The sequence below is a fragment of the Pseudarthrobacter sp. MM222 genome (assembly GCF_947090775.1).
GTDB lineage: Bacteria > Actinomycetota > Actinomycetes > Actinomycetales > Micrococcaceae > Arthrobacter.
Genome location: NZ_OX352321.1, coordinates 1042222 through 1061796, shown reverse-complemented (window position 1 = coordinate 1061796; position 19575 = coordinate 1042222). Strand labels below are relative to the sequence as shown.

The 19575-nt window shown below is 64.3% G+C and carries 21 protein-coding genes; 10 read left to right on the top strand and 11 right to left on the bottom strand.

Annotation, left to right across the window (positions count from 1 at the left end; genetic code table 11):
- Positions 1–26: 26 nt before the first annotated feature.
- The 4 genes from OM977_RS04810 to OM977_RS04795 form a co-directional block, all read right to left on the bottom strand.
- Positions 27–1070 carry an Lrp/AsnC family transcriptional regulator gene (locus OM977_RS04810; RefSeq protein ID WP_264356400.1) on the bottom strand — a complete coding sequence of 348 codons (1044 nt, stop codon included), beginning with the start codon at positions 1068–1070 and terminating at the stop codon, positions 27–29.
- A 109-nt stretch (positions 1071–1179) separates the two neighbouring features.
- On the bottom strand, positions 1180–2427 hold the full coding sequence (locus OM977_RS04805) for an amidohydrolase (RefSeq protein WP_264356399.1): 1248 nt from the start codon (positions 2425–2427) through the stop codon (positions 1180–1182).
- 54 nt (positions 2428–2481) lie between these two features.
- Positions 2482–3213 carry a hypothetical protein gene (locus tag OM977_RS04800; RefSeq protein ID WP_264356398.1) on the bottom strand — a complete coding sequence of 244 codons (732 nt, stop codon included), beginning with the start codon at positions 3211–3213 and terminating at the stop codon, positions 2482–2484.
- Between the two features lie 22 nt (positions 3214–3235).
- Positions 3236–3970, bottom strand: coding sequence for a DUF5058 family protein (locus OM977_RS04795; protein ID WP_264356397.1), 735 nt, complete (start codon positions 3968–3970; stop codon positions 3236–3238).
- 237 nt (positions 3971–4207) lie between these two features.
- Between OM977_RS04795 and OM977_RS19670 the strand changes: the two genes are divergently transcribed.
- The 3 genes from OM977_RS19670 to OM977_RS19660 are packed head-to-tail and all read left to right on the top strand — an operon-like array spanning position 4208 to position 5530.
- Entirely contained in the window at positions 4208–4579 is a 372-nt protein-coding gene (locus OM977_RS19670) for an NAD(P)-binding protein (RefSeq protein ID WP_333474003.1), read from the top strand.
- Positions 4516–5199, top strand: a complete 684-nt coding sequence (locus OM977_RS19665) for an NAD(P)-binding domain-containing protein (protein ID WP_333474002.1) — start codon at positions 4516–4518, stop codon at positions 5197–5199. The genes OM977_RS19670 and OM977_RS19665 overlap by 64 nt, the downstream gene beginning before the upstream one ends.
- Complete coding sequence (locus OM977_RS19660; RefSeq protein ID WP_333474001.1) at positions 5192–5530, top strand: hypothetical protein; 339 nt, start codon at positions 5192–5194, stop codon at positions 5528–5530. Before OM977_RS19665 ends, OM977_RS19660 begins: the two co-directional genes overlap by 8 nt.
- A gap of 40 nt (positions 5531–5570) precedes the next feature.
- Here the strand turns inward: OM977_RS19660 and OM977_RS04785 are convergent, their stop codons facing one another.
- A complete protein-coding gene (locus OM977_RS04785) occupies positions 5571–6509 on the bottom strand; it encodes a LysR family transcriptional regulator (RefSeq protein ID WP_264356396.1) in 939 nt (312 codons plus the stop codon).
- A 240-nt stretch (positions 6510–6749) separates the two neighbouring features.
- On the opposite strand from OM977_RS04785, the gene OM977_RS04780 reads away from it, so the two are divergent.
- The gene (locus OM977_RS04780) at positions 6750–7868 is read left to right on the top strand and encodes a PrpF domain-containing protein (protein ID WP_264356395.1); all 1119 of its coding nucleotides are present in this window, start codon (positions 6750–6752) and stop codon (positions 7866–7868) included.
- Between the two features lie 111 nt (positions 7869–7979).
- Complete coding sequence (locus OM977_RS04775; RefSeq protein WP_264357293.1) at positions 7980–9332, top strand: SLC13 family permease; 1353 nt, start codon at positions 7980–7982, stop codon at positions 9330–9332.
- Between the two features lie 285 nt (positions 9333–9617).
- On the opposite strand, the gene OM977_RS04770 is transcribed toward OM977_RS04775, so the two are convergent.
- From OM977_RS04770 to OM977_RS04760, 3 genes are all read right to left on the bottom strand, one after another.
- A complete protein-coding gene (locus OM977_RS04770; RefSeq protein ID WP_264356394.1) occupies positions 9618–9764 on the bottom strand; it encodes a hypothetical protein in 147 nt (48 codons plus the stop codon).
- Positions 9765–9813: 49 nt separating this feature from the next.
- Positions 9814–10434, bottom strand: a complete 621-nt coding sequence (locus tag OM977_RS04765) for a DUF4230 domain-containing protein (protein WP_264356393.1) — start codon at positions 10432–10434, stop codon at positions 9814–9816.
- Positions 10435–10713: 279 nt separating this feature from the next.
- Entirely contained in the window at positions 10714–11871 is a 1158-nt protein-coding gene (locus OM977_RS04760; protein ID WP_264356392.1) for a hypothetical protein, read from the bottom strand.
- A gap of 514 nt (positions 11872–12385) precedes the next feature.
- On the opposite strand from OM977_RS04760, the gene OM977_RS04755 reads away from it, so the two are divergent.
- From OM977_RS04755 to OM977_RS19655, 4 genes are all read left to right on the top strand, one after another.
- Positions 12386–12898, top strand: a complete 513-nt coding sequence (locus OM977_RS04755) for an HNH endonuclease (protein WP_264356391.1) — start codon at positions 12386–12388, stop codon at positions 12896–12898.
- Between the two features lie 691 nt (positions 12899–13589).
- Positions 13590–13949, top strand: a complete 360-nt coding sequence (locus OM977_RS04750) for a DUF4352 domain-containing protein (protein WP_264356390.1) — start codon at positions 13590–13592, stop codon at positions 13947–13949.
- A gap of 100 nt (positions 13950–14049) precedes the next feature.
- Positions 14050–14562, top strand: a complete 513-nt coding sequence (locus tag OM977_RS04745; protein ID WP_264356389.1) for a hypothetical protein — start codon at positions 14050–14052, stop codon at positions 14560–14562.
- A 640-nt stretch (positions 14563–15202) separates the two neighbouring features.
- Entirely contained in the window at positions 15203–15364 is a 162-nt protein-coding gene (locus OM977_RS19655) for a hypothetical protein (RefSeq protein ID WP_333474000.1), read from the top strand.
- Between the two features lie 22 nt (positions 15365–15386).
- On the opposite strand, the gene OM977_RS04735 is transcribed toward OM977_RS19655, so the two are convergent.
- Positions 15387–15842 (bottom strand): hypothetical protein, encoded by a 456-nt coding sequence (locus tag OM977_RS04735; RefSeq protein ID WP_264356388.1) that lies wholly within the window; start codon positions 15840–15842, stop codon positions 15387–15389.
- Positions 15843–16555: 713 nt separating this feature from the next.
- Here OM977_RS04735 and OM977_RS04730 point away from each other — a divergent pair.
- Positions 16556–17254: a hypothetical protein gene (locus OM977_RS04730; RefSeq protein WP_264356387.1), complete on the top strand. Its 699-nt coding sequence runs from the start codon at positions 16556–16558 to the stop codon at positions 17252–17254.
- 504 nt (positions 17255–17758) lie between these two features.
- On the opposite strand, the gene OM977_RS04725 is transcribed toward OM977_RS04730, so the two are convergent.
- Positions 17759–18598 carry a Fic family protein gene (locus OM977_RS04725; protein ID WP_264356386.1) on the bottom strand — a complete coding sequence of 280 codons (840 nt, stop codon included), beginning with the start codon at positions 18596–18598 and terminating at the stop codon, positions 17759–17761.
- 340 nt (positions 18599–18938) lie between these two features.
- Entirely contained in the window at positions 18939–19532 is a 594-nt protein-coding gene (locus OM977_RS04720; RefSeq protein ID WP_264356385.1) for a hypothetical protein, read from the bottom strand.
- Positions 19533–19575 lie beyond the last annotated feature (43 nt).

Genomic DNA, 19575 nt, shown 5'->3' with positions numbered 1-19575 from the left:
AACCCGACGACTCAAGACCGCCGCTCCTAGGCCAGTGTGAAAACGCCCTCCGGGACCGTACGGGACTTCCCTTCCTTGCCATCCACTTCGCCGATCTGCGGGAGCTTCCCGTCGCGGTAGGCCACCGTGCTGCGCTTGAAGATCCTGCCAAAGAGCGAGACGTCCACGCCGGTCACGCCGGGATGCGCCGCGATTCCCTCCATTACCCCGCGCAGTTCCGCGAGGCTCCGGGTCGCGGTCTGGACGAGGATACGGCCCGAGACGTTGGCGGCCCAGCGTGTCGCCGGCAGGTCCGCAATGTACCGTCCGGCGGCGTCCAGCGCCGGGGCCTCGGCGCGCACGGTCAGGACGCCCTCGACGGGATACCCGATCGAAGCGGGGTCGAGGATCGCCCGCACAAATACAGCACCGTCTGCAATGAGTGTCTCGAGTCTCCGGCTCGCGGTCGCCTTGGACACCCCCAGGCCGGCGGCCAGCTCCTCGATGGTGATGCGGCCATTCGCGCGCAGGAGCTCGGCGAGGGCGCGGCTGGGCTCATCGAGGGGCGACATCCCCAGCTCCGCGTATCCTGCTGCGAACTGCGGGTGCTCGGAGGGGCTGAGCGCCTCGTACTGCTCCAGGGTAAGGAGGTCCGGCCGCCAGCCCGAGACCGTGCGGTAGTACTCGAAGACCGGTTCGAGCGAGAGGTTCCGCACGCCGTCGAGCGCGGCGAGCTCACCGTACAGGAACGGCCCCACGGCCTCCCGTTCGAGGGAGAGCTCGACGATGCACTCGCTCGCACCGGACAGCGCGCTGATCCAGTGCGTCTCGGGCCGCTCGGCGAGCCACGTCCCGATCGCCGGCACGGCGGACGGCGCCGCGGCGACCCGCAGCATGTAGAGGTCCACGGGTGCGAGCGCCGCGGGGCTCGGGAACGACTGCACGCGCACCTCCCCGGAGGCGAGGAGCCGGTTGCCCCGGCGGGCCACGGTTCGCTCCTGCTGCCCGAGCACGTCGGCAATATGCCTCCACGGCGCCCGGCCGTTGCGGATGAGGGCTGCCACGATCTGGCGGTCGAGGTCGTCGAGCATGCCTATCATCCTCTCATCCCGGGTGCCCCGCCCGGGCAGCCTCCCTCTTAGGGCGGCACCGCTTAAGGCGGGTGCACGACGGCGGGTGGAGCCCGCCGTCGTGCCTCCGCTACTTGCCGAGGTACTCGAGCAGCACCGCGAGCGCGGCACCGGTGCCGTTAACCACGGCGAGCTCGGCGTCGGGCGCGAAGTGCGGCGAGTGGTTGCCGGCGGGCGAGGCGCCGTCGGCAAACGCCTCGGCGGGGAACGCGCCGAAGGACCAGAAGACCACCGGGACGCCGATCGCGTCGCCGAGCCAGCCGGCGTCCTCCGAGCCCATGCCGAGCGGCTCGGCGATGACGGAGCCGGGGCCGAAGCCCCCCTCGAGCGCCGCCGTGGCGCGCGCGGTGTGTTCGGCGTCGTTGAAGAGGCGCGGGAAGCGGTTGATCTCCACGATCGCGGGCTCCTCGATGCCGGACGCGGCGGCCTCGGCGGCCACGATGCGGCGGATCGAACCTAGGACATGGGCGCGGACGTCCTCGTCAGGCGTGCGCACGTTGACGCTGAACTCCGCGGTCTCCGGAATGATGTTCTCCTTCAGGCCCGCGTGAAACGTGCCCACCGTGACGACGGCCGGCGTCATCGGGGCAAGCTCGCGCGAGACGATCGTCTGGAGGCGCAGGACCATCGAGGCCGCCGCGACGATCGGGTCGAGGGATTTCTCCGGCTGCGACCCGTGGGCCTGGCGGCCGCGGACGGTGATCCGCCACGAATCGGCGAGGCTCGCCATGTTCCCCGGGCGCAGCCAGAACTTGCCAGCCTCAAGCGGCATGACGTGCTGCGCGAGGACCACGTTGGGACGCGGCGCGCGGTCCCACAGGCCGTCGTCGACCATGGCCTTGGCGCCCCACGCCGTCTCCTCGCCGGGCTGGAAGAGGAGCACCGCGGTCCCGTGCCACGCGTCGCGATTGGCCGTGAGGTACTGAGCGGCGGCGAGTGCCGCGGTGATGTGGGTGTCGTGGCCGCACCCGTGCATGGTGGGCGCCTCGCTGCCGTCGGGCAGCGTGCCGGTCGCGGTGCTTGCGTAGTCCAGACCGGTGGCCTCCGCGATGGGCAGGCCATCCGTGTCCGCGCGGAAGCCGACCACGGGGCCCTCGCCGTTGGTCAGGAGACCGACGACGCCGGTCCCGCCCGAGCGGAAGTGCTCGATGCCCAGCTCGGTCAGCCGGGCTTCGATCGATTCGGCGGTCCGGTGCTCCGCCGAGGACAGCTCCGGCGCGCGGTGGAAACCCTTGTACAACTCGACGTGCTCGGCGACGAAGCCCGCGGGGACCTCGATGCCCGCGGCGAGGGTGACGGTGGTGGTGGTGTCAGTCATGGTGGCCTTTCGGGTCAGTCAGGTTCAGTGCAGGTTCGGTTCAGTTTGCAGGGCTCAGTGTCCGACGGACGCCGGCGCCTCCGTCTCCGTGGGCGCGGCGGTGCGCTCCCGGGCGAACCACGCGACGATGATCACGCCGACGACGGCGATCGCCGTCGCGTAATTGGCGAGCGCCGGCGCAAGCCGGATCACGCCGTAGACGACGATGGCCGAGACCACCGCGGCGATGATCGTGGTCCGTACGTTCTTCATCGACACGATGGCCTGGACCGTCACGGCGCCGAAGACGGCCGCGAGGATGTAGACGCGGGCCACCGCGATGAGCCCCGCCGGCAGGAGGCCCAGGAGCCACGTGCCGAGGAAGCCCACGAGGATGATGAGTGTGAGGATGTGGACGAATGCCGCGCCGATGATGGCGGCGCCCGCGATGAGCTCGGCCCGGCGGGTGCCCGGCTTCTCGCCGAGGTCGGTCTGGGCGATGAGCGCGGACGGGAGCAGCTTGTTGGCGATGTTGCCGATCATGAACGCCTGGTACATCGCGGAGCGTCCGAGGATCGGGTAGTACGAGATCGGTTCGACGACGGCGATGATGCCGAACGTCGCGAAGACGATGCCGAACGCGGTCCACACCTCCTGCCCCGTGATGCCGAGGCCCGTGCCGAACACCGTGAAGAGCGCTGCGGCGAGGGAGACCAGGAAGCCGAGGCCCAGGGTGATGGGGCCCCAGATGGACGTGGTGCGGTCGAACTGGGCGAGCCCGTCGAGTGATGTGGTCTGAGAGGACATGAGCGGTTCTCCTGGGATCGGGCTACTTGGCGGTGACAAGGAAGGCGGCGGCGAGGGCCACGAAGACCGCGATGCCGAGGCCCCATTCGCGCAGCCAGGGCTTGTTCAGGAACTTCGCGGCGGCGATGCAGATGCCCATCACGGCCGCCGAGACGAGCAACGTGAGGACGTGGACGCCCGACTTGGTGGTCTCGGTGAGCGCGAGCGTGATGAACGCGGCGAGGATCGCGGCCGTGGGGACCACGGTCATGACGGCGGGGTTGACCTTGCGCAGCGTCTTGTCGCCCTTGGCCAGGATGGGGGTGAGGATGAGCGCCGTGAGCATCCACACGAGGCCGCCGAGGGTCATCGCGGCGAAGCCGATCGCGAAGATCTTCTGGGTGTAGGTGGGGCCGCCGAGCTGCGCGCCCTGCGACTGGGCCGCCAGGCCCGCCGCGGCGACGTCGAACGCGGCGGAGCCGACCAAGCCGATGCGGGTCAGCACAGCAGGCGTGCTGAAGAGCGGCAGGAGCGAGATCGCGACGAGTGCGACGGCGAGCGAAGGGCCGATCGCGGCGATGCCGCCGCGGCGGACCGAGCCCATAACCTGCCCGTCCGTGAGGTTGGCCGAGCCGGCGGCCTTGCGGATGGCGCGCAGGTAGATGACGGACTGGAGCACGATGACCGCGAACACGGCTGCCGCACAGATCCAGAGGACGGGGTGGAACGAAACCGGGCTGATGTCAGTCGAACCGGGGTCGACGGCGAAGCGGTGCATCCGCACTCCTTGGGGTTACATGGGTTGGATCAGGTGTGATGTCGATCTGACGACGCTGTGATCTACGTCATTACCGATTTCCACCATGGAACGGCATCGGATGTCCATAAGTCAAGGGTTTGGTTTTGATTCTGTCGAAAATAACAATCGGCGGGGCGCCTGAGCGCGACCGCCTGTACCGGGGGCGGCTGCGGGCGTATCCTGCAGGAGCACCTGCGACCACCACGGAGGTATCCCATGGAAATGCCGAAAGCGCCGGCAGGGAGCACTTCCGCTCGACGCTCGAAAGCACCGAGCGGACACAACGTGGTGGACACCCTGGTGATCGGCGCGGGGCAGGCCGGGCTGGCCACGAGCTACTGGCTCACCCAGTCCGGCGTCGACCATCAACTGCTGGAGCAACGGCCGGAACTGGGCGGCGCCTGGCAGGACCGGTGGGACTCGTTCTACCTGAACACACCCAACCTGGCGTTCCTGCTCCCCGGCCACGCGTACGACGGCCCGGAGCCTGACGCGTTCCTGCCCCGCGACGCGGTGATCAAGCTGTGCCGCGACTACGCCGAACGGATCGCGGCGCCCGTGCAGCTGGAAACGGAGGTCAACCGGTAGCCAGGGCAGACGGCAGCTCCGCGGCGGACAGCGGCTTCGCCGTCGAAACCAGCCACGGAAGCTGGCTGGCACGGAACGTCGTCCTGGCGAACGGTGCCTACCAGCGGCCGCGGATGCCGGCGTCGTCCGCCAACCTCCCAAATCACATCCGCCAGCTGCACAGCCACGACTACCGCAACCCGGCGCAGCTGCCCGACGGCGCGGTGCTGGTGTTGGGCACCGGGCAGTCGGGCGGGCAGATCACCGAGGACCTGCTCGACGCCGGCCGGGAGGTGCACCTGTCAGTGTCGGCCTGCCCGGAGGCCGACACGGCGCTACCGCGGCCAGGACGTCTTCTACTGGCTCCTGCAGGTCAACCTGCACGGACCGGACCACGGCATCAACGGCCTGCAGGCAGACCAGCTCCCCTCCCCCGCCGCCTGGTTCCTGCCCAATCGGCTGATCTCCGGCAACAACGGCGGCCACAGCATCAGCCTGCGGGATCTGGGCCGCCGCGGCGTCCGGCTGATCGGCCACTCCGAGGGAACGGACGACGGCGTACTCCTCTTCAGCGACGACCTCCCCGCCCGTCTCGCACTGGTGGAGGCGACGTTCGGGCAACGGATGAAGGTGATGCTTGACGCGTACATCACCGCGGCGGGCGTCGACGCGCCCGCACCGGAGCCGGCGCCCGTCGACGACTGGCTGCCTGAGGAGTCCGGAGCCCGCCTCGACCTCGACGCCGAGGGCATCACCTCCGTCATCTGGAGCACCGGCAACGGGCTGGACTTCGGCTTCCTGGACATCCCCGTGCTCGACCAGTGGAACTACCCCCGCCATACGTGCGGCGTGACGGAGGTCCCCGGCCTCTACACCGTGGGGCTCCCCTGGCTCACCCGGCACGCGTCGTCAACGGTGTCCGGGGTCGGGGTGGACGCGGAGTACGTCGCTGGGCACATCGCGGCGCGGTGACCGGCAACGCCGGGTCACTTGGCGAGAACCCGCGCTGTCGCTACAGATAGTCTCCGGCCCGTTCGCGGGCGATCTCCAGCAGGGTGGAATGGAAGGCAACCTCTGCCGGGGCGTAAACCTTGTCCTGGCGTTGGGCCAGCAGTACGCGCCGCAGGGGTGCGGCGGAGCCGAGGCTGATGACGCTGACGTCGGGGTGTTGCAGGGCGACGGCGGTTTTGGGCACCATGGCGACGCCCATTCCGACGCTCACCATCGCCTGGGCTTCCTGGTAGTCGTTGGCCAGGAAGCCGATGGTCGGTTCGAATCCGGCTTCATGGGCGGAGCGCTGCAGCACTTCTACCACGGGGTGGGCCTCGGCGCGCACTATCCATGATTCCTTGCGGAGTTCCTCCATTCGGATCTCTTCGCGGTCGGCCAGCGGGTGCGAGCGGGATACCAGGAGGACCGTGCTTTCCTGGAAGACTTCCGTGATCCGGATGGAGTCGTCCTGAAAGCGGTTCCAGGGATAGTCCCAGAGCAGGCAGAGCCCGGTAACTCCGGACTGCAGGTCGGTGACAAGTTCGTCGAAGCGTGCACTGCGGACGGAGAGGCCGATTGCCGGGTACCTCTTCTTGAAGGCCCGGATCACAACCGGCAGGAACGAGCCGGCGAGGGTCGGAAAGGTACCCACGGTCAGGGAGCCGCGTTTGAGGCCGGCGATCTGGTCCAGGTCCGACTGGGCGGCCCGCATTTGCCGGACGATCTTACGGGCGTGGCCGGCGAGCACCTGCCCCGCTTCCGTGGGCACCACTCCGCGCGAGCGGCGGTTGAGGAGCGGTTGCCCGACTTCCTGTTCGAGCTTCCGGAGCTGCTGGGAGACGGCGGAGGGCGTGTACATCATCAGTTCGGCCGCGGCAGTGATCGATCCCTGCTCCACCACCTCCACCAGCAGCGCCAGGCGCCGGATATCAAATAAATCCTGATCTGGATCGTTAAGCAACGCTTTCCCCTTCTGTTGAATACGTTAATTCTATGCATTCTCGGCGTTCTGCGCGGGCGCGTGCGTTCAGTTTGGGATGTTGACCGGCTGAAGCATGGAGTCCAGCGGCCCCAAACGGCAGTGAATGAAGCAACGCTACATCCCTGTTCATATATCCAACCTTGTCTTCAATTGTGATTTGGCTCAATCTCGAATCAAGCCCATAAACATACCGGGCAGAACCGAAGCAAGGAACAGGCCATGAAGATCGAAGCGGAGTGGATGCGCGGAGGCACCAGCAAATGCTGGGTCTTCGAGACCGGGCAGCTGGACGAAACCGGCACCAGCCCGGACGTACTGTTGCCCCGGCTGTTCGGCAGCCCCGACCACAGGCAGATCGACGGAGTCGGCGGCGCCACCTCAACCACCAGCAAGGCGATGATCCTGCACCGCCCGGCCGGCGACGACGTCGACGTCGAGTTCACCTTCGCCCAGGTGGGCATTGAAGAGGCCGCCGTGGACTGGGGCAGCAACTGCGGCAACTGCTCCGCGGTGGTCGGCCTGTACGCCATCGAAAAGGGCTGGGTGGTCCCCACCGGCGACGTCACGCGGATCGTCACCCGGAATACCAACACCGGCCAGATCATCATCCAGCGGGTGTCCACCCCGTCCGGCGCCCTGCCGATCGTCCCGCAGGCACAGATGCCGGGCGTGCCGTTCCCCGGATACCAGGTGGGGCTCGGCTTCCAGGACCCTGCGGGCAAAACCACCGGCAAGCTGCTTCCCACCGGATCAGCCTCCGAGGTGACCACCGCGGGCGGAACCCGGTGGACGGTCTCCATGGTGGACGCCGGAGCACCGGTGGTAATCCTGCGCGCCGAGGAGCTTGGCCTTGACCCGGAGCGCTACGGCAGCTGGACTGCCGGACTGGAGCTGCAACTGGACACTCTCGAACACATCCGCCGCCAGGCAGCAGTGCGGATGGGTCTCGCAGCCACTCCGGGCGAAGCTGCCCGCGCGGTCCCCAAGGTCGCGATCGTGGCCGCCCCGGCCCGGTCCGACGCGGACAGCGACGTCAGCGTCATGATGCTGTCGATGGGCAAGCCCCACCCGGCCCTGGCCATCACCGGAAGCATCGCACTGACCCTCGCGGCCCGCACCTCGGGCACGGTACTCAACGACATCACCGGCGGCACGATTCATGCCACGCTGCGGCTGCGCACGCCGGCCGGGGTCATCGAAACCTGGAGCGAGGAACGGGACGGGTCGCTGCTCGTCGGCGTCGACCGCACCGCCCGCACTATCGCTTCCACCACCATCCACCTTCCCGAGGTCCTCGGCGACGCCGTCGACGCCTCACTTGCCAGCGCCACTCGATGAGGAGAGAGCACCATGACTAACACCGCAGAAAAGGTCGCAGAACAGACCGCAGAGAGCACCACCGCCGTCGGGCCCTCCGGGCGTCCCGACCGCCGCCGCCGTATCCTGCTGATGACGGTAGCCGCCGTCACTATCATGGGTCTGGCCGCCCTCCTGTTCGGAGGTGTCCTCTTCAACCCAGCGGCCGCCTCTGGATCGGAGCCGACCATGACCGCCACCCAGATCATCCCGCTGGTCATCCTCGTGGTGATGTTCGTCGTCGCCACGAAATGGCCGCTGAACATCGGCATCATGGGACTGGTGGCATCCTTCGGCGTCGGCTACTTCATGCTCGGCATGAGCGACAAAGAAATCCTGGCGGACTTCCCGGCCAGCATCGTCCTGACGATCATCGGCGTCACCTACTTCTTCAGCATGGCCCAGCGGAACGGGACCATCGACATCATCGTCCAGACCTGCGTGCGCCTGGTTCGGGGCAAAACGATGCTCCTCCCCTGGGTGTTCTTCCTCATGGCCGCCGGCCTGACCGCGCTGGGCACCTTCTCCCCGGCCGCCGTGGCACTGCTGGCACCGGCGGCGCTCGGACTGGCCTACGAATCACGCATCCACCCGGTGCTCATGGGCGCCTTCGTCATCAACGGAGCCCACGCCGGCGGTTTCTCCCCGCTGTCTGTCGCGGGCGTGCTGGTGCACGACATCTCCGTGAAGAACGGCTTCCCCATCGAACAGGGCGCGCTCTTCGTGGCCAGCTTCGCCCTGAACCTCATCCTGTCCGCCCTGACCATCGTGTTGTTCGGTCTCCTGGGCAAACTGCGGGACAAGCACGCCAACGAGTACGCCGGCCTCGACACGCCCCGCACCGGACGTCCGAAGGGTCAGCAGATCGTCACGCTGGCGCTGATCGCCGCGATCCTGGTGTGCACCCTGGGCTTCCACATGCCGATCGGCTTCGTCGCCCTCTCCGCCGGGCTCCTGCTGGCCTTCGTCAACATCAAGGAACACAAAACGTTCATCGGGGGCGTTTCCTGGTCCACCGTCCTGCTCGTGGCGGGCATGATCACCTATGTCTCCCTGCTCCAGCACGTCGGCGTCATCGACACCCTCGCCGAGATGGCCCTGGCCCTGGGGGCGCCGCTGCTGATCGCCCTGGTGCTCTGCTACGTCATCGGCGTCGGGTCCGCTTTCGCCTCCTCGACGGCGTTGCTGACCGCGTTCATCCCGATGGCCGGGCCGCTGCTGGCCACCAGTTCACTGAGCGCTTCCGGAACGGTCGCGGCCCTCGCCATCGCGGCCACCGTCGTGGACGTCTCCCCCTTCTCCACCGACGGCGCACTGGTAGTCGCCAATGCCCGCGACAACGACCGCCAGCGCGTGTACAAGCAGCTGATGATGTACGCCGGAGGGGTTGTCCTCGTGGCTCCCGCGCTGGCTTGGGCGCTGCTGGTACCGACCGGGGTTATGTAGGCTGCACGACTGGGGCCGCAGCACGCAGGCACGTCAGACGGCCGGACACACGTCCGGCTAGCGCACGGAATAACCTTGCACTCCAACGCAACAGAAAACCCGGTAGACGGGCGCAGGGAACGTCCCGTAAGCACCAAAGGCAGGACGGCTTTTACAGCCGCCCTGCCTTTGGCCTGCTGCGGAGGCTTGGGTCGCACCCGATGGCGACAGAGCGGCTAGCCCGCGGGGTCGCATCCGTCTGCGCCTGGCGGAGGCGCCGCGACGCTACCGCGGCCAGGGCATCTTCTATAGGTTTTGCCGGTCAACTTCCAGCGGCCCGACCACCGCAACAACGGCCGGCTGGCTGACGGCGTCGCCGAGGTCGCCAAGGTCGCCAAGGTCGCCAGAGTCAATGTTGCCGGAAACCTGGAAGCAGAAGGCGACGCGGTCCATGGCGACTAGTCCATACGGGGTCTTGATCAAACCGACTGTTCAACACGATCTAGCCAAATGCGCTGTTCTTAAACGTGACCTGGTACCCAAGCGAGCCGAACAGGCTGGTTAGCGTTGCCTTGGTATTCTCGGCAGCCCGCTCCCGTAGCTCGGACTTCTCCGCAGCGGCAGCCAGGTTGGTTTCGGCGAGCTTATAAAGCTCCGCCTGCTGCGGTGCATCGAACACATCTGCGATCACGTCGACCACGCCACGATCGTCTTTGTACACCTTGAACCGGTCGTGGTCGATGTTGGGCTTGTCGAGCACCGGTTCGGGCAGCCGCACCTCCACCGACTTGCCGTCCGGAGACAGGGTGAGGTCCTTTTCTGCCAAGCCTGCTAGATCGACATGAGCATTGACTGTGCCAGCCGCGACAAACAGCGTCCGCCGTCCAGCGATGATGTCCGGCATGCCTTCATCGTCGTCTCCGGTGTCTACTACCAGTTCAAAGGTGCCGATCGCGCTGTGGAGCTGGCTCACATCCTTGATCGACTTAAGAAGAACAGTCTGAATTCGCTCGCCCTGACTCGACGGGAATGGGCTGTACCCAAACACGTTCGCTATGCCAAGGACGGCCAGCGCCACTACCACCACGGACGCGACGCGCTTGAACAGTTTTGGTGCGGACATTGGACCCCTTTAGCCTCGAAACGGCTTAGGTTCCGTTCCTATCGGTTTGCCCGTCCGGCGAATGCGGGTCGGCAGATTCAGCATCAGTGTAGCGGTAGTGATTGACTCGGCTGGCGTCGACACGAAGTGCGATTCTTGTCCAAGACTCACTGGAATTCCTTTGCCAAGAATCAGCGCAGCACTGAGCAACAACTCGAGCTACCCGTCGTCCGGCACAGCGGGTACGTTGCTGCAGTTCTGGCGTTTTGATCTCGAACTGCCCGGACACACGAGACGGCGTCAGGCCCGGCTGACCCGATCACGAAGCTCGGAGATGATTTCCTTTTCGAACTTATTTACGGCGCCATCAACAGCGGCCACCCGGTCCGCCACGTCCAGGATGTCACTCAGATCCCCTGGCTCGGCATCCATGCGTCCCCACACCTCGGCGGGATCGACATCGACAAGACGAGCCAGTTGGTCGTCGACAACCTGATGCTGCTCCCGGACGATCCCTACCAAGTGGCGCATCAGCAGCGCTTCATCGTCGGCGATCTTGTGGTCCGCCATGATTACAAGCCATGCGACCCACAGCATCAACTGCGGGTGCTGACTCCGCCTGCTCAGGCCCTCGGCGAGTTCGATCACGCGCGCTTCGTTCCGGAAGACGGCTTGCGCGTGCCGTCCCGCGACCAGTGTCGTGTAGCGGTTCAGCACCACCGCGAGGGGAACGCCCACGAGTGGGATGCCGATCTTGATGACGTTGCCCTGCAGAAGGTACTTGCCGACGACGGGAAGACCTCTCGCGGCGGCCAGGACGCCTCTGGAATAGAAGCGCTTGATAAGAGGGCGCATGAGGGCCGGGACCACCCTCACTACGCCCTCACTCACAACTTCACCGCTCTTTATGGTGAAGGCTACCCGGACGAGCTTCCACATGTCATCGGGATCAGACAGATCGAGCGGGACCCGATAGAGGACCGCTATGTCATAAGCAAGACGGAGCTGAAGCTGGGTAATGAACGTTACGTCCACCATGACAGACACGACGGCGGCTGGGACAGTCGCCGGCGAGGCGCCACCAAGACTCCCGAGAGTGGCGATGATGGCTGCAGAATAAGCGCTGGCTGAGAGCCCACCTTCGAGCGCGGCATACCGAGAGGCCATCCTGATGCGCTGGTCAACGATGGCGTCCGCGGGAACGCCCTCATACTTTTCCTGGAAGTACTGCCAGTTGACCCTATCTGTGTATGAGCCCAGTGCTCGAGCGACAAGTTTGGTAAACCATCCGCCCGACTTGATGTCGTCCGGGCTCAGCCCCTTGATGAAGTCTCGCAGTTCTGCTCGCTCATCCTCGATGACCTTCCGGTCTGCATCGTCGGCGGCGTCGGCGCCGACAACATCATGGGCCTCGGCAGCATAGTCGGCGTCGACAGCGTCGATTCGAGCTTCGGGCATGGCAGGTCCTCCCAGGTGGGTTCAGTGTCTAGCTAGGTTGCCAAATTTGGTCAATCCCGCTGACGTCTGAACAGGGTAACCCGGCGACCAGCACATCCGTTGTTGGACGCCCCGTTGACCTGCAACACCGCGCGGCCGGTGGCAGCGGCCGGTCCTGAAGCAGAGTCCATCAGATGCAATCGGGGGGCGCAGGTCCCCGTCCATTTCGCCCCTCGTTTCCGCGAGCATCCGGCAAGGACAACATTTCGTCTGCTTATGGGGCGATCCTGGCCTGGTCACTCGGCTGCCGCGATGGTTTGCGGGTCCGGGTGCAGAAGTTCCGGGACGAGGGGGTTGTTCCAGTCTGCTTGGCACATGAGCCGTGCCGGCCCAACCATCCAACCGACTGTACGATCTCCCTGAGCACTGGAAGGCAGCAGGTCCGTAGAGCTGACAATGATGGGGGAAGGTCAAAGATGCTGGAACTGACGCGCACTATTGGACTCGGCAGACGTTGAAGTAGGCGTACACGGCCGTGTCGGTGTGGCTGTTCGCCTCGGGCATCCTGTCTCTGATGCCGCAGGCAAACGGAGCCGGAGTCTTGCCGTCTTCCGGCACCCACGTAATCCGCGGTCTGTTCAACGGCGTCATTGCTGCGGTCACGCTGCCAGGCCTGTTCCTCATAATCCTGACAATTGCCTGCGCCGTCATCAACGCCCGGGACGTCCGGCGCCGGGATCCGGTGCGGCGCTTCACCCGCCAGCAACGCCGCGAGGGCATGGCCCGGGCCGGCGGACAGTGTGAGATGGAGGCGGGGTTCCAGCGCCGTTGTTCCCGGCCAGCCGTGGACAGCGACCATTTCTACCCCTGGTCCAAGGGCGGATCCACCAGCGTGCAAAACTTCGTTGCTGCCTGCGCCCGCTGCAACCGAGCCAAAGGCGCCCGAATTCCTGCGCCGGGCAAGCAGCAACGACTGGAACGACGACGGCGGGACTTCGTCTCCCCGGATGGCGTGGTTAGCGTCGGCCAACGCCAGTCGCTCGGCTAACGTCATCGCCAACAACTGCCGCTTCTAGTCCAAGAAAAACTGAGGCAGAGAGCAAAGATCTGGATGGCGGCGCCCGGCCCCGCTCAATCGCATGGAGTCGGCCGGATGAAGCCGTCGCATACTGTTGGGGACTAATCCCGGTGGCCCGCTTTCGTTGGTCGGAGTTTCCAGAGTCTCGCACTTTGAGGGAACTGGGCCTTTGGCGCTAAAGTCGGCTGGCCCGCCGCTTGGGTGCGAGACCATGCCCGCAACAAAGGGGTGCGGCACAAGCTTCATGGCAAAATTCCGCGCCAAAAAGGGCTCAAACGGCACGACCACGCACTGTCTTGTCTCGTCACTGTGGACTCTTCTTCCCTCCAATAAGGACTGAGGCAAGGACTGAGGCTCAATTTCGGTTATTGTTCATTCAAGTAATCGAACACAACCGACTGGGAACTCCTTGAAGACCAACCTCGCCGTTTTTGCAGTTGCTAGCGCCGCCCTAGTCCTATCGGGGTGTGCCGCACCCAGTGCAACCTCGCCCACCGCTCCTGTGGTCACTCCAGTGACGACTTCGACGTCCACACCTAGCGCCAGCCCTTCGCCCACTGCACCCAGAAGCGCCCGTGGCAACCTAATAAAAAAAGTCGGTCAACCTGCCAGTCTCAAATTGGCCTCCGGAGAGCTAACGACGTCTTTCGTGCTAACCAAAATGACCATCGATGCACCTTGCACCGCTCCGTATGCTCAACCATCCGAGAACGGACATTTTGTTGCGCTCACCTTCGACGTTGAAACAACGGCGGACCTCGCAAAAGACATCAATCAGTTCGTATGGTTTGGAGGTCAGTCGTGGAAGCTAATAGCAGATACAGGCACGACCTACAACGGTTCCCTGGACACCTCGCCCGCTTATGGGTGTCTGAACGACGAGGAGAGAATCCCCTCGGAGATTGGCCCGGCTGAAAAGGTTACAGGCACAATCGTCTTGGACGTTCCCGCCGCTTCTGGAACTTTGGTGTTTGAACCCGCTGGTTCAGGCGGCTGGGAATGGACATTCCCCGCTAAGTAGGAGGCCCGGTACCCCGCAGACGGCGGATGTCAGCGGGAGGGCCAGCGTGGTTCAGCCGTTGTTTTGTATTCATTCACGTGGCCCCAAGAACTAGGAAATAATGACAAATTACCGAGCCGGACAACCGGCGATCATGTCCGCACTCGCGGTTGCAACACTTTTTTTGGTCGGCTGCGGAGCGGCGACGGGACCCACGTCGAATCCAATATCCCCCGCGCCGGCAACCTCGTCGACTGCTGATGCGGCCAAGAAAGAACCGAGTCCGAACGTCGCCGCCTGCGCCCGCTTTGCGAAGGAGAACGCTTCTCTCGCTTCATATCTTGCCGATGGAAAGGGAGCTCTCACCGTCGAGGACTGGCGCATTGCGCAAAAGAACCAGGTGAAGGCCCTGGACGACGCTGCGCTAGGAGCTACAGGCCGAGTTGCTGAACGTATGGACGCCGCAGTTGAGCTGATCCCCGCGGTGCCTCTCGAAATGGTCCAGCCCAGTGGTTGGCGAACGGGCGAAGCTTACAATCTTGCGTTGACCAGAATCACCTCCGCTTGCGAAGCGGACGGCGCCCCAGTCAATTTTCGAGAAGTAACCCTACCTCCTGAAATTTTCCGCAAGTAATTAGGACGTCGGGCCAGAAGGCAAGCATTGTGGCAGCTGCTCATGGCCGCGGCCTCGAGAAGCCGGCCGCCGGCGGCAAATAAGCAGTCCCCCGCCGGCGTGGGCTCACCGGAAAACAATAGGTGCAGCACGCACTCCGCATTTCTACATTACTCGTCGGCGCGAGTATGGCTGTCGGGTAGGGCCCTCGGTGATGTGAAATAGGACCCGACTGGCAGGCCGCGACTGTCAATGACGTTGACAGGATCACCGGAAAATTGGCTCCTCACTGAAAAGGGAAACCCTGGAGATCCCGCTCGACGAGCGGAACCACCCTTGCCACCCCCGCGGTGCCACGGAGGTTCCTCTGCACGGTGGGGCTCTCCTAGCTACGGGGCAGGGTGGTAGTGGCCGGAGCCGGGCAGCTCCCCTCCCCTGCCGCAAGCAGCGACTACCTCCCGGGACGTCTGGAGCTGGGGAGGTCGGGTTCGGCCAGCGCCTGAAGGCGGCGGACATCGACGCCCCGGCCGCCGAACAGCCCCGGGACGACGCGTGGCTTCCCGAGGAGTCCGGCGCACCGCTGGACCAGACCACGGAAAGCGTCACGTCCGTCATCTGGGCCACCGGCTACGGCCTGGACTTTAGCTTCCTGGACATCCCGGTGCTGGACGAGTGGAACTACCCCCGGCACTCCCGCGGCGTCACCGAGGTAGCCGGGCTGTACGCCGTTGGGCTACCGTGGCTGACCAGACACGCCTCGGCCACCCTGGCACTGGTGGGCGCGGACGCCCGGTACGTGGCCGAGCACATCGCTGGCCGGTGACGGCGACCTACCAGAAGGGTCGCTACCCTGCGCAGGGCCCGTCGAAGTCCACGGGCGCGGCGAGGCCGGGCGAGCTGAACCATTCCATGGCCCAGGCCTGGACCGAGGGCACAGCGGGCTGCTCGGCAACAAGCTCCGGCGGCCCGTCGAACACAGACTTCCCCTCCTCCAGGAGGTCACCGGTGCCGCTGCCGGCGAGGAGCCCGAAGAGAGCAGGCTGGTCGAGGAACGGAAGTTTCCCGCCGTCGACGTCGGTCAGCACGCCCCAGCGCGAGGTGAACAGCGAAAACTCCTCCGGACGTTCCCCGTGGTCCATCACGAGCGGACACGCTTCGCCGTCGAGCTGGATCCGCCGGTAGTTGGGCTCCGATTCGTCGCGGGCCATCAGTTGGACGTCGTCCAGCCACGAAAGCCAGACCGCTGTGCACTCTCCCATCAGCGGATACGGGGCGGCGGCGATGTGGCCGGCCTTGCTCACGTGGGCAGAGTGGCCAACGGCGATGTTGTGGAGCTGCCCCCGGACCAGCGGCAGGACCGCGCTGACAGGCTGGTGGTGGCGAATTTCCGCCGCATCACGTCGGCGCTTGAATTCGAGCCGATGGAGACCACCAGGGACCGGGCTTCCAGCGGTGCCGCGCCGGCCTGCGCGAGGGCTTCATCCAGTCGGGATGGAAGCTCAAGGGGCCGGAATCCATTGCCATCCACTACACCCGCGGACGCAGGCGGGTCCCACGGATACAGCAGCCGATCGAGATGGCCGGCGCCGCCGGCACCGCTCAATCCCATGGGCTCGGCCGGATGAAGCCGTCGGCTTCATGCTAGAGACCAATCAAGGTGGCCCGCTCTCATGGCTCGGGACTTCCAGTGTCCCGCACTTTGGTTGAATTGGGCCTTCAGCGCTTAAGGAGAACCGGAACCCCGGAGATCGACGTCGTCTCCATGGACAGGTGGGACGGCTACGCCGCGTCGCGCCACCGCATCCTAGCGGCACCCTCAAGCCGACCCTCGTCTTGCCGAAACCAACCTGCGCATATCAGCCTGACAGCGCTCACTCGTCGAAGAAGGTGACCTGGACTCCGAGCGAGCCCAACGTGACCGTCATTATGGCTCTGGTGTTTTCGGCAGCATGTCTCCGAGGGCACTGCCGTTCTGGCAGGGGACCCCGACCTGATCAGCACTCTCCTTTCGCGGTTGGACGTTGACGCCAACCAGGCGGGGAAAGTGGGCAGGGGAACCGCCGATCTGGTCACGAATGCCACAGGGCGAGGCTCGGTCTTGTCGTCTTTAGACGGCAGCTGGGTGCAACTCACGCCCGAGTCTTATCAACGACTTGTCGAGTTGGCGAAATTCAATCTCTCCCAGGATGGCGTCTTCACCGGAGTGCTCCGTGGGGCGATAGGGCAGATAGATTCGTGCGCGCAGTTCACCACCGGCGGCATGAATCCGCTTGTAATATCCAACCTTGCGACCCTGACCGCAACGATGGCACTTAGAAACGCGGTCGCGTACCTTGAGGAACTGGCGCAAGCCATGGACGTCAAACTTGATCGCCTTCTTGACGACAACAGGGCCCGGGCCGTCGGCGACGTACAGGGCCTCACGCAAGTACTCCTTCGCGCATTCGAGCTATACGAAGAGACCGGCAAAATCACTGACACGGCGTGGTCCCAAGTCGCAGGTCATGCGACGGCATTGGCACAAGCTAGTTCGCATGCCTTGGCACAGATCGAGAACCTGACTCAGTCCCTGAATGGTCGTTCGAAGGCCAGCACTGCTGAGGCCGTTGCCGAAAAAGAACTTCGTTCAAGGCTCGTGATACTAGCCGCGTGCCAAGCGAATCAGCAGCGCCTCGAAACACTTGAGCTTGTTCATTGTGAACGTGATCCATGAGCGGTCGAGCCACATGCCTCGCCAATCCAAGGGTCCGTTGCCAGGCGGGAGCTAGCAGCCGCAAGCCAGCTGCAGTCGTTGCTGGATGCGTTGACATCCGCGGCCAACGTCAGCGATTTTGAGCGTCTTCGGAGTCCGCAGAAGAGTCGCTCGCTTCTGGACTCAGCTGAAAGCGCTAGCCGCCTGCTCGGCCTATTCGCGGAAAATATACGGCCTGAATGGCTTGCTAAGAGGCAAAGTTGAACGCGAGACGTGGCGGAAGTCGCTACCGGATTTCGCAAAAACCTATACGACGGCGGTTTCTTGAGTCGCCAAGGCAGTCCCGGTTGGGATCGCAAAGGTCGGCGGTGATGTTGTCATCCGCGCGGCGAGCCAAATAGAGGCCAAACGGTCACCAAGCACCGATGTTCCCGAATTGATGGATGAGAAGCCTGAAGAGGCTCCCTAGCCTGTCTCACTCAAGGGCGCATTCATTGGGTGCGCGCCCCGGACTGGGTGCACGAACTACGCTCCTTCCCGTGCGAGTAGCGCTTTTGCTCGGCGAGCGGCTCTCTGTTTTTGAAGAGTCCTCCCTTTGCCTGACGACTCGGTGTCTATGTGCGCGGCGAGTGCCGCCATTACTGGCGTTGCATCCCCCTCATATAGGAATTCTCGGATGATCTCGTTGAGGGCGGTTAGCCCCGACGGCTCGACAGTGACGACGGCGCGCCCCGCTTGCAGTAGCAACCCGTTGGCGGTCAACAAAGCCGCCCGTTTGTTGCCGTCAAGGAAAAATCTGTTTCGAACGCCCAAGCAATAGTAGGCTAGGGCTTTTTCTATAGGGTCAACCATTGCGTTAAGGAACTCGCGCGCTACTGCGAATTCCTGCCGGAGTTCTTCGCCTCCGTCATCGCTCTGTGTCGGGCAGAATGCGCTTCCAACTTGGAAGGTCATTGTTACGCCGGAGTGACCTTCGCCTCGAAACTTGCCCGGGTCAGCATCTTCATGCCGCAGGGCGATTTCGTGGATTATGCTCACTATCTTCCTATCCACAGTGAACGCTTGCGTGCCCTTAGGATCCCGATCACTACGCCTCCGTACGTAGCCGAATGCTTTCAGCAGGTTGACCACTTCTTCGTGGTCTTCAAGCCGGCGGCCGCCAACTGTCATGGCTGACTGCATAATGTGTATCTCCGGAAGCGTTATAGGATTTCCGTTTGCCGCAGTGATGTTATGGACGTAGCGGGGCGTTGCTTCCTCGAAGGAGTACAGGCGACCATTTCCTGCTTCGGGCACTGATCCCCAAGCAGGGTCCCAGTCCCAGGTGAAGCCCAAAGCCCCGAATTGCTCCTCGTGCGTACTCATGATCCAGGGTTGCCTTTCATGCGATTCGTGGTCCCTTCATATCGTCACTGAAATGTCCAGGTGGGGCCCCTCCGAACTTTGCTCTCATGCGCGCCGGTGGTAGTCCTCAAGGTCGCAGGTCCCGACCCACTGGCCACATCCTGGGATTCCGCGCAGTTCTCGGTCTTGAGCAGCACGCAGTGAACCAAGGGCGCACCAACATTGGGTTCTTCAGCCGCTTGCTCGACGGACAAAACCGTGCTTTGGCTTTGATAGCCGACCCAGCTGAAGCTGCGATCCATCGACTGACGAGCCGCAAAGTGCCCCTCTGGCGTTTCCGAGGGAAGGCCTACACTGTGCTCTATTTTTCGTTCGGCAGGGCGGTGGAGCGGTGTACTGTGGCCAACGGTCCCCCTGTTGCATGAACGGCTTGGATCCATTCCAGCTCTGGGTGGTCTCCGAGCAATTTGAACAGCGCGTGCGCGGCACTCTCACCGAATCTTTTAGCGTCCGGCGCGTTCTTGTCGATGTTGAGTAAGACCGTCAGCGATCCTTCCTGCTCGGCATCCATATCCATGACAAGACAGCCCCAGTTGTCGCCCACGATCCTGGCGGTGCACAACTGTTGCCAGGTCTTCACTCCAAACTGGGCGCGGGCGTCCCGATCAATATCATCCGCCCATGCAGCCAACTGCAGATCAGATTTTTCTGGCACAGCCGGCGCCGACGGCGTGCCCACAGTCTTCGCTGGCTGCTTCTGAGTCGGACTTGGGGCTTCCACGAGGCTCGGGGACGGAGCAGCGGGCGTCCAAGCCGGATTTACCGTGGTGCTGGTGGCAGCGCCGGGAGAGTCATCAGCCGGGCCCACGATCGAACCGACGGCAGCCAGGGCCAGAACTATGCCACTTCCCCAAAGCCATTTTTGTCTCTTCGTCAATTCTGAAAGCTTTATCATGCGGCGTCCCCCTAGTCCACGAAATTCACACCGGAAACTACCT

Excerpts from the sequence above, each read along its gene's own strand:
- OM977_RS04780 (WP_264356395.1), top strand. The coding sequence starts at position 6,750 with ATGAAGATCGAAGCGGAGTGGATGCGCGGAGGCACCAGCAAATGCTGG.
- OM977_RS04745 (WP_264356389.1), top strand. The coding sequence starts at position 14,050 with ATGACAAATTACCGAGCCGGACAACCGGCGATCATGTCCGCACTCGCG.
- OM977_RS04725 (WP_264356386.1), bottom strand. The coding sequence starts at position 18,598 with ATGAGTACGCACGAGGAGCAATTCGGGGCTTTGGGCTTCACCTGGGAC.
- OM977_RS19670 (WP_333474003.1), top strand. The coding sequence starts at position 4,208 with ATGGAAATGCCGAAAGCGCCGGCAGGGAGCACTTCCGCTCGACGCTCG.
- OM977_RS04805 (WP_264356399.1), bottom strand. The coding sequence starts at position 2,427 with ATGACTGACACCACCACCACCGTCACCCTCGCCGCGGGCATCGAGGTC.
- OM977_RS04795 (WP_264356397.1), bottom strand. The coding sequence starts at position 3,970 with ATGCACCGCTTCGCCGTCGACCCCGGTTCGACTGACATCAGCCCGGTT.
- OM977_RS04810 (WP_264356400.1), bottom strand. The coding sequence starts at position 1,070 with ATGCTCGACGACCTCGACCGCCAGATCGTGGCAGCCCTCATCCGCAAC.
- OM977_RS04800 (WP_264356398.1), bottom strand. The coding sequence starts at position 3,213 with ATGTCCTCTCAGACCACATCACTCGACGGGCTCGCCCAGTTCGACCGC.
- OM977_RS04765 (WP_264356393.1), bottom strand. The coding sequence starts at position 10,434 with ATGTCCGCACCAAAACTGTTCAAGCGCGTCGCGTCCGTGGTGGTAGTG.
- OM977_RS04720 (WP_264356385.1), bottom strand. The coding sequence starts at position 19,532 with ATGATAAAGCTTTCAGAATTGACGAAGAGACAAAAATGGCTTTGGGGA.
- OM977_RS19660 (WP_333474001.1), top strand. The coding sequence starts at position 5,192 with ATGCTTGACGCGTACATCACCGCGGCGGGCGTCGACGCGCCCGCACCG.
- OM977_RS04775 (WP_264357293.1), top strand. The coding sequence starts at position 7,980 with ATGACGGTAGCCGCCGTCACTATCATGGGTCTGGCCGCCCTCCTGTTC.
- OM977_RS04760 (WP_264356392.1), bottom strand. The coding sequence starts at position 11,871 with ATGCCCGAAGCTCGAATCGACGCTGTCGACGCCGACTATGCTGCCGAG.
- OM977_RS04750 (WP_264356390.1), top strand. The coding sequence starts at position 13,590 with ATGACCATCGATGCACCTTGCACCGCTCCGTATGCTCAACCATCCGAG.
- OM977_RS04770 (WP_264356394.1), bottom strand. The coding sequence starts at position 9,764 with ATGGACCGCGTCGCCTTCTGCTTCCAGGTTTCCGGCAACATTGACTCT.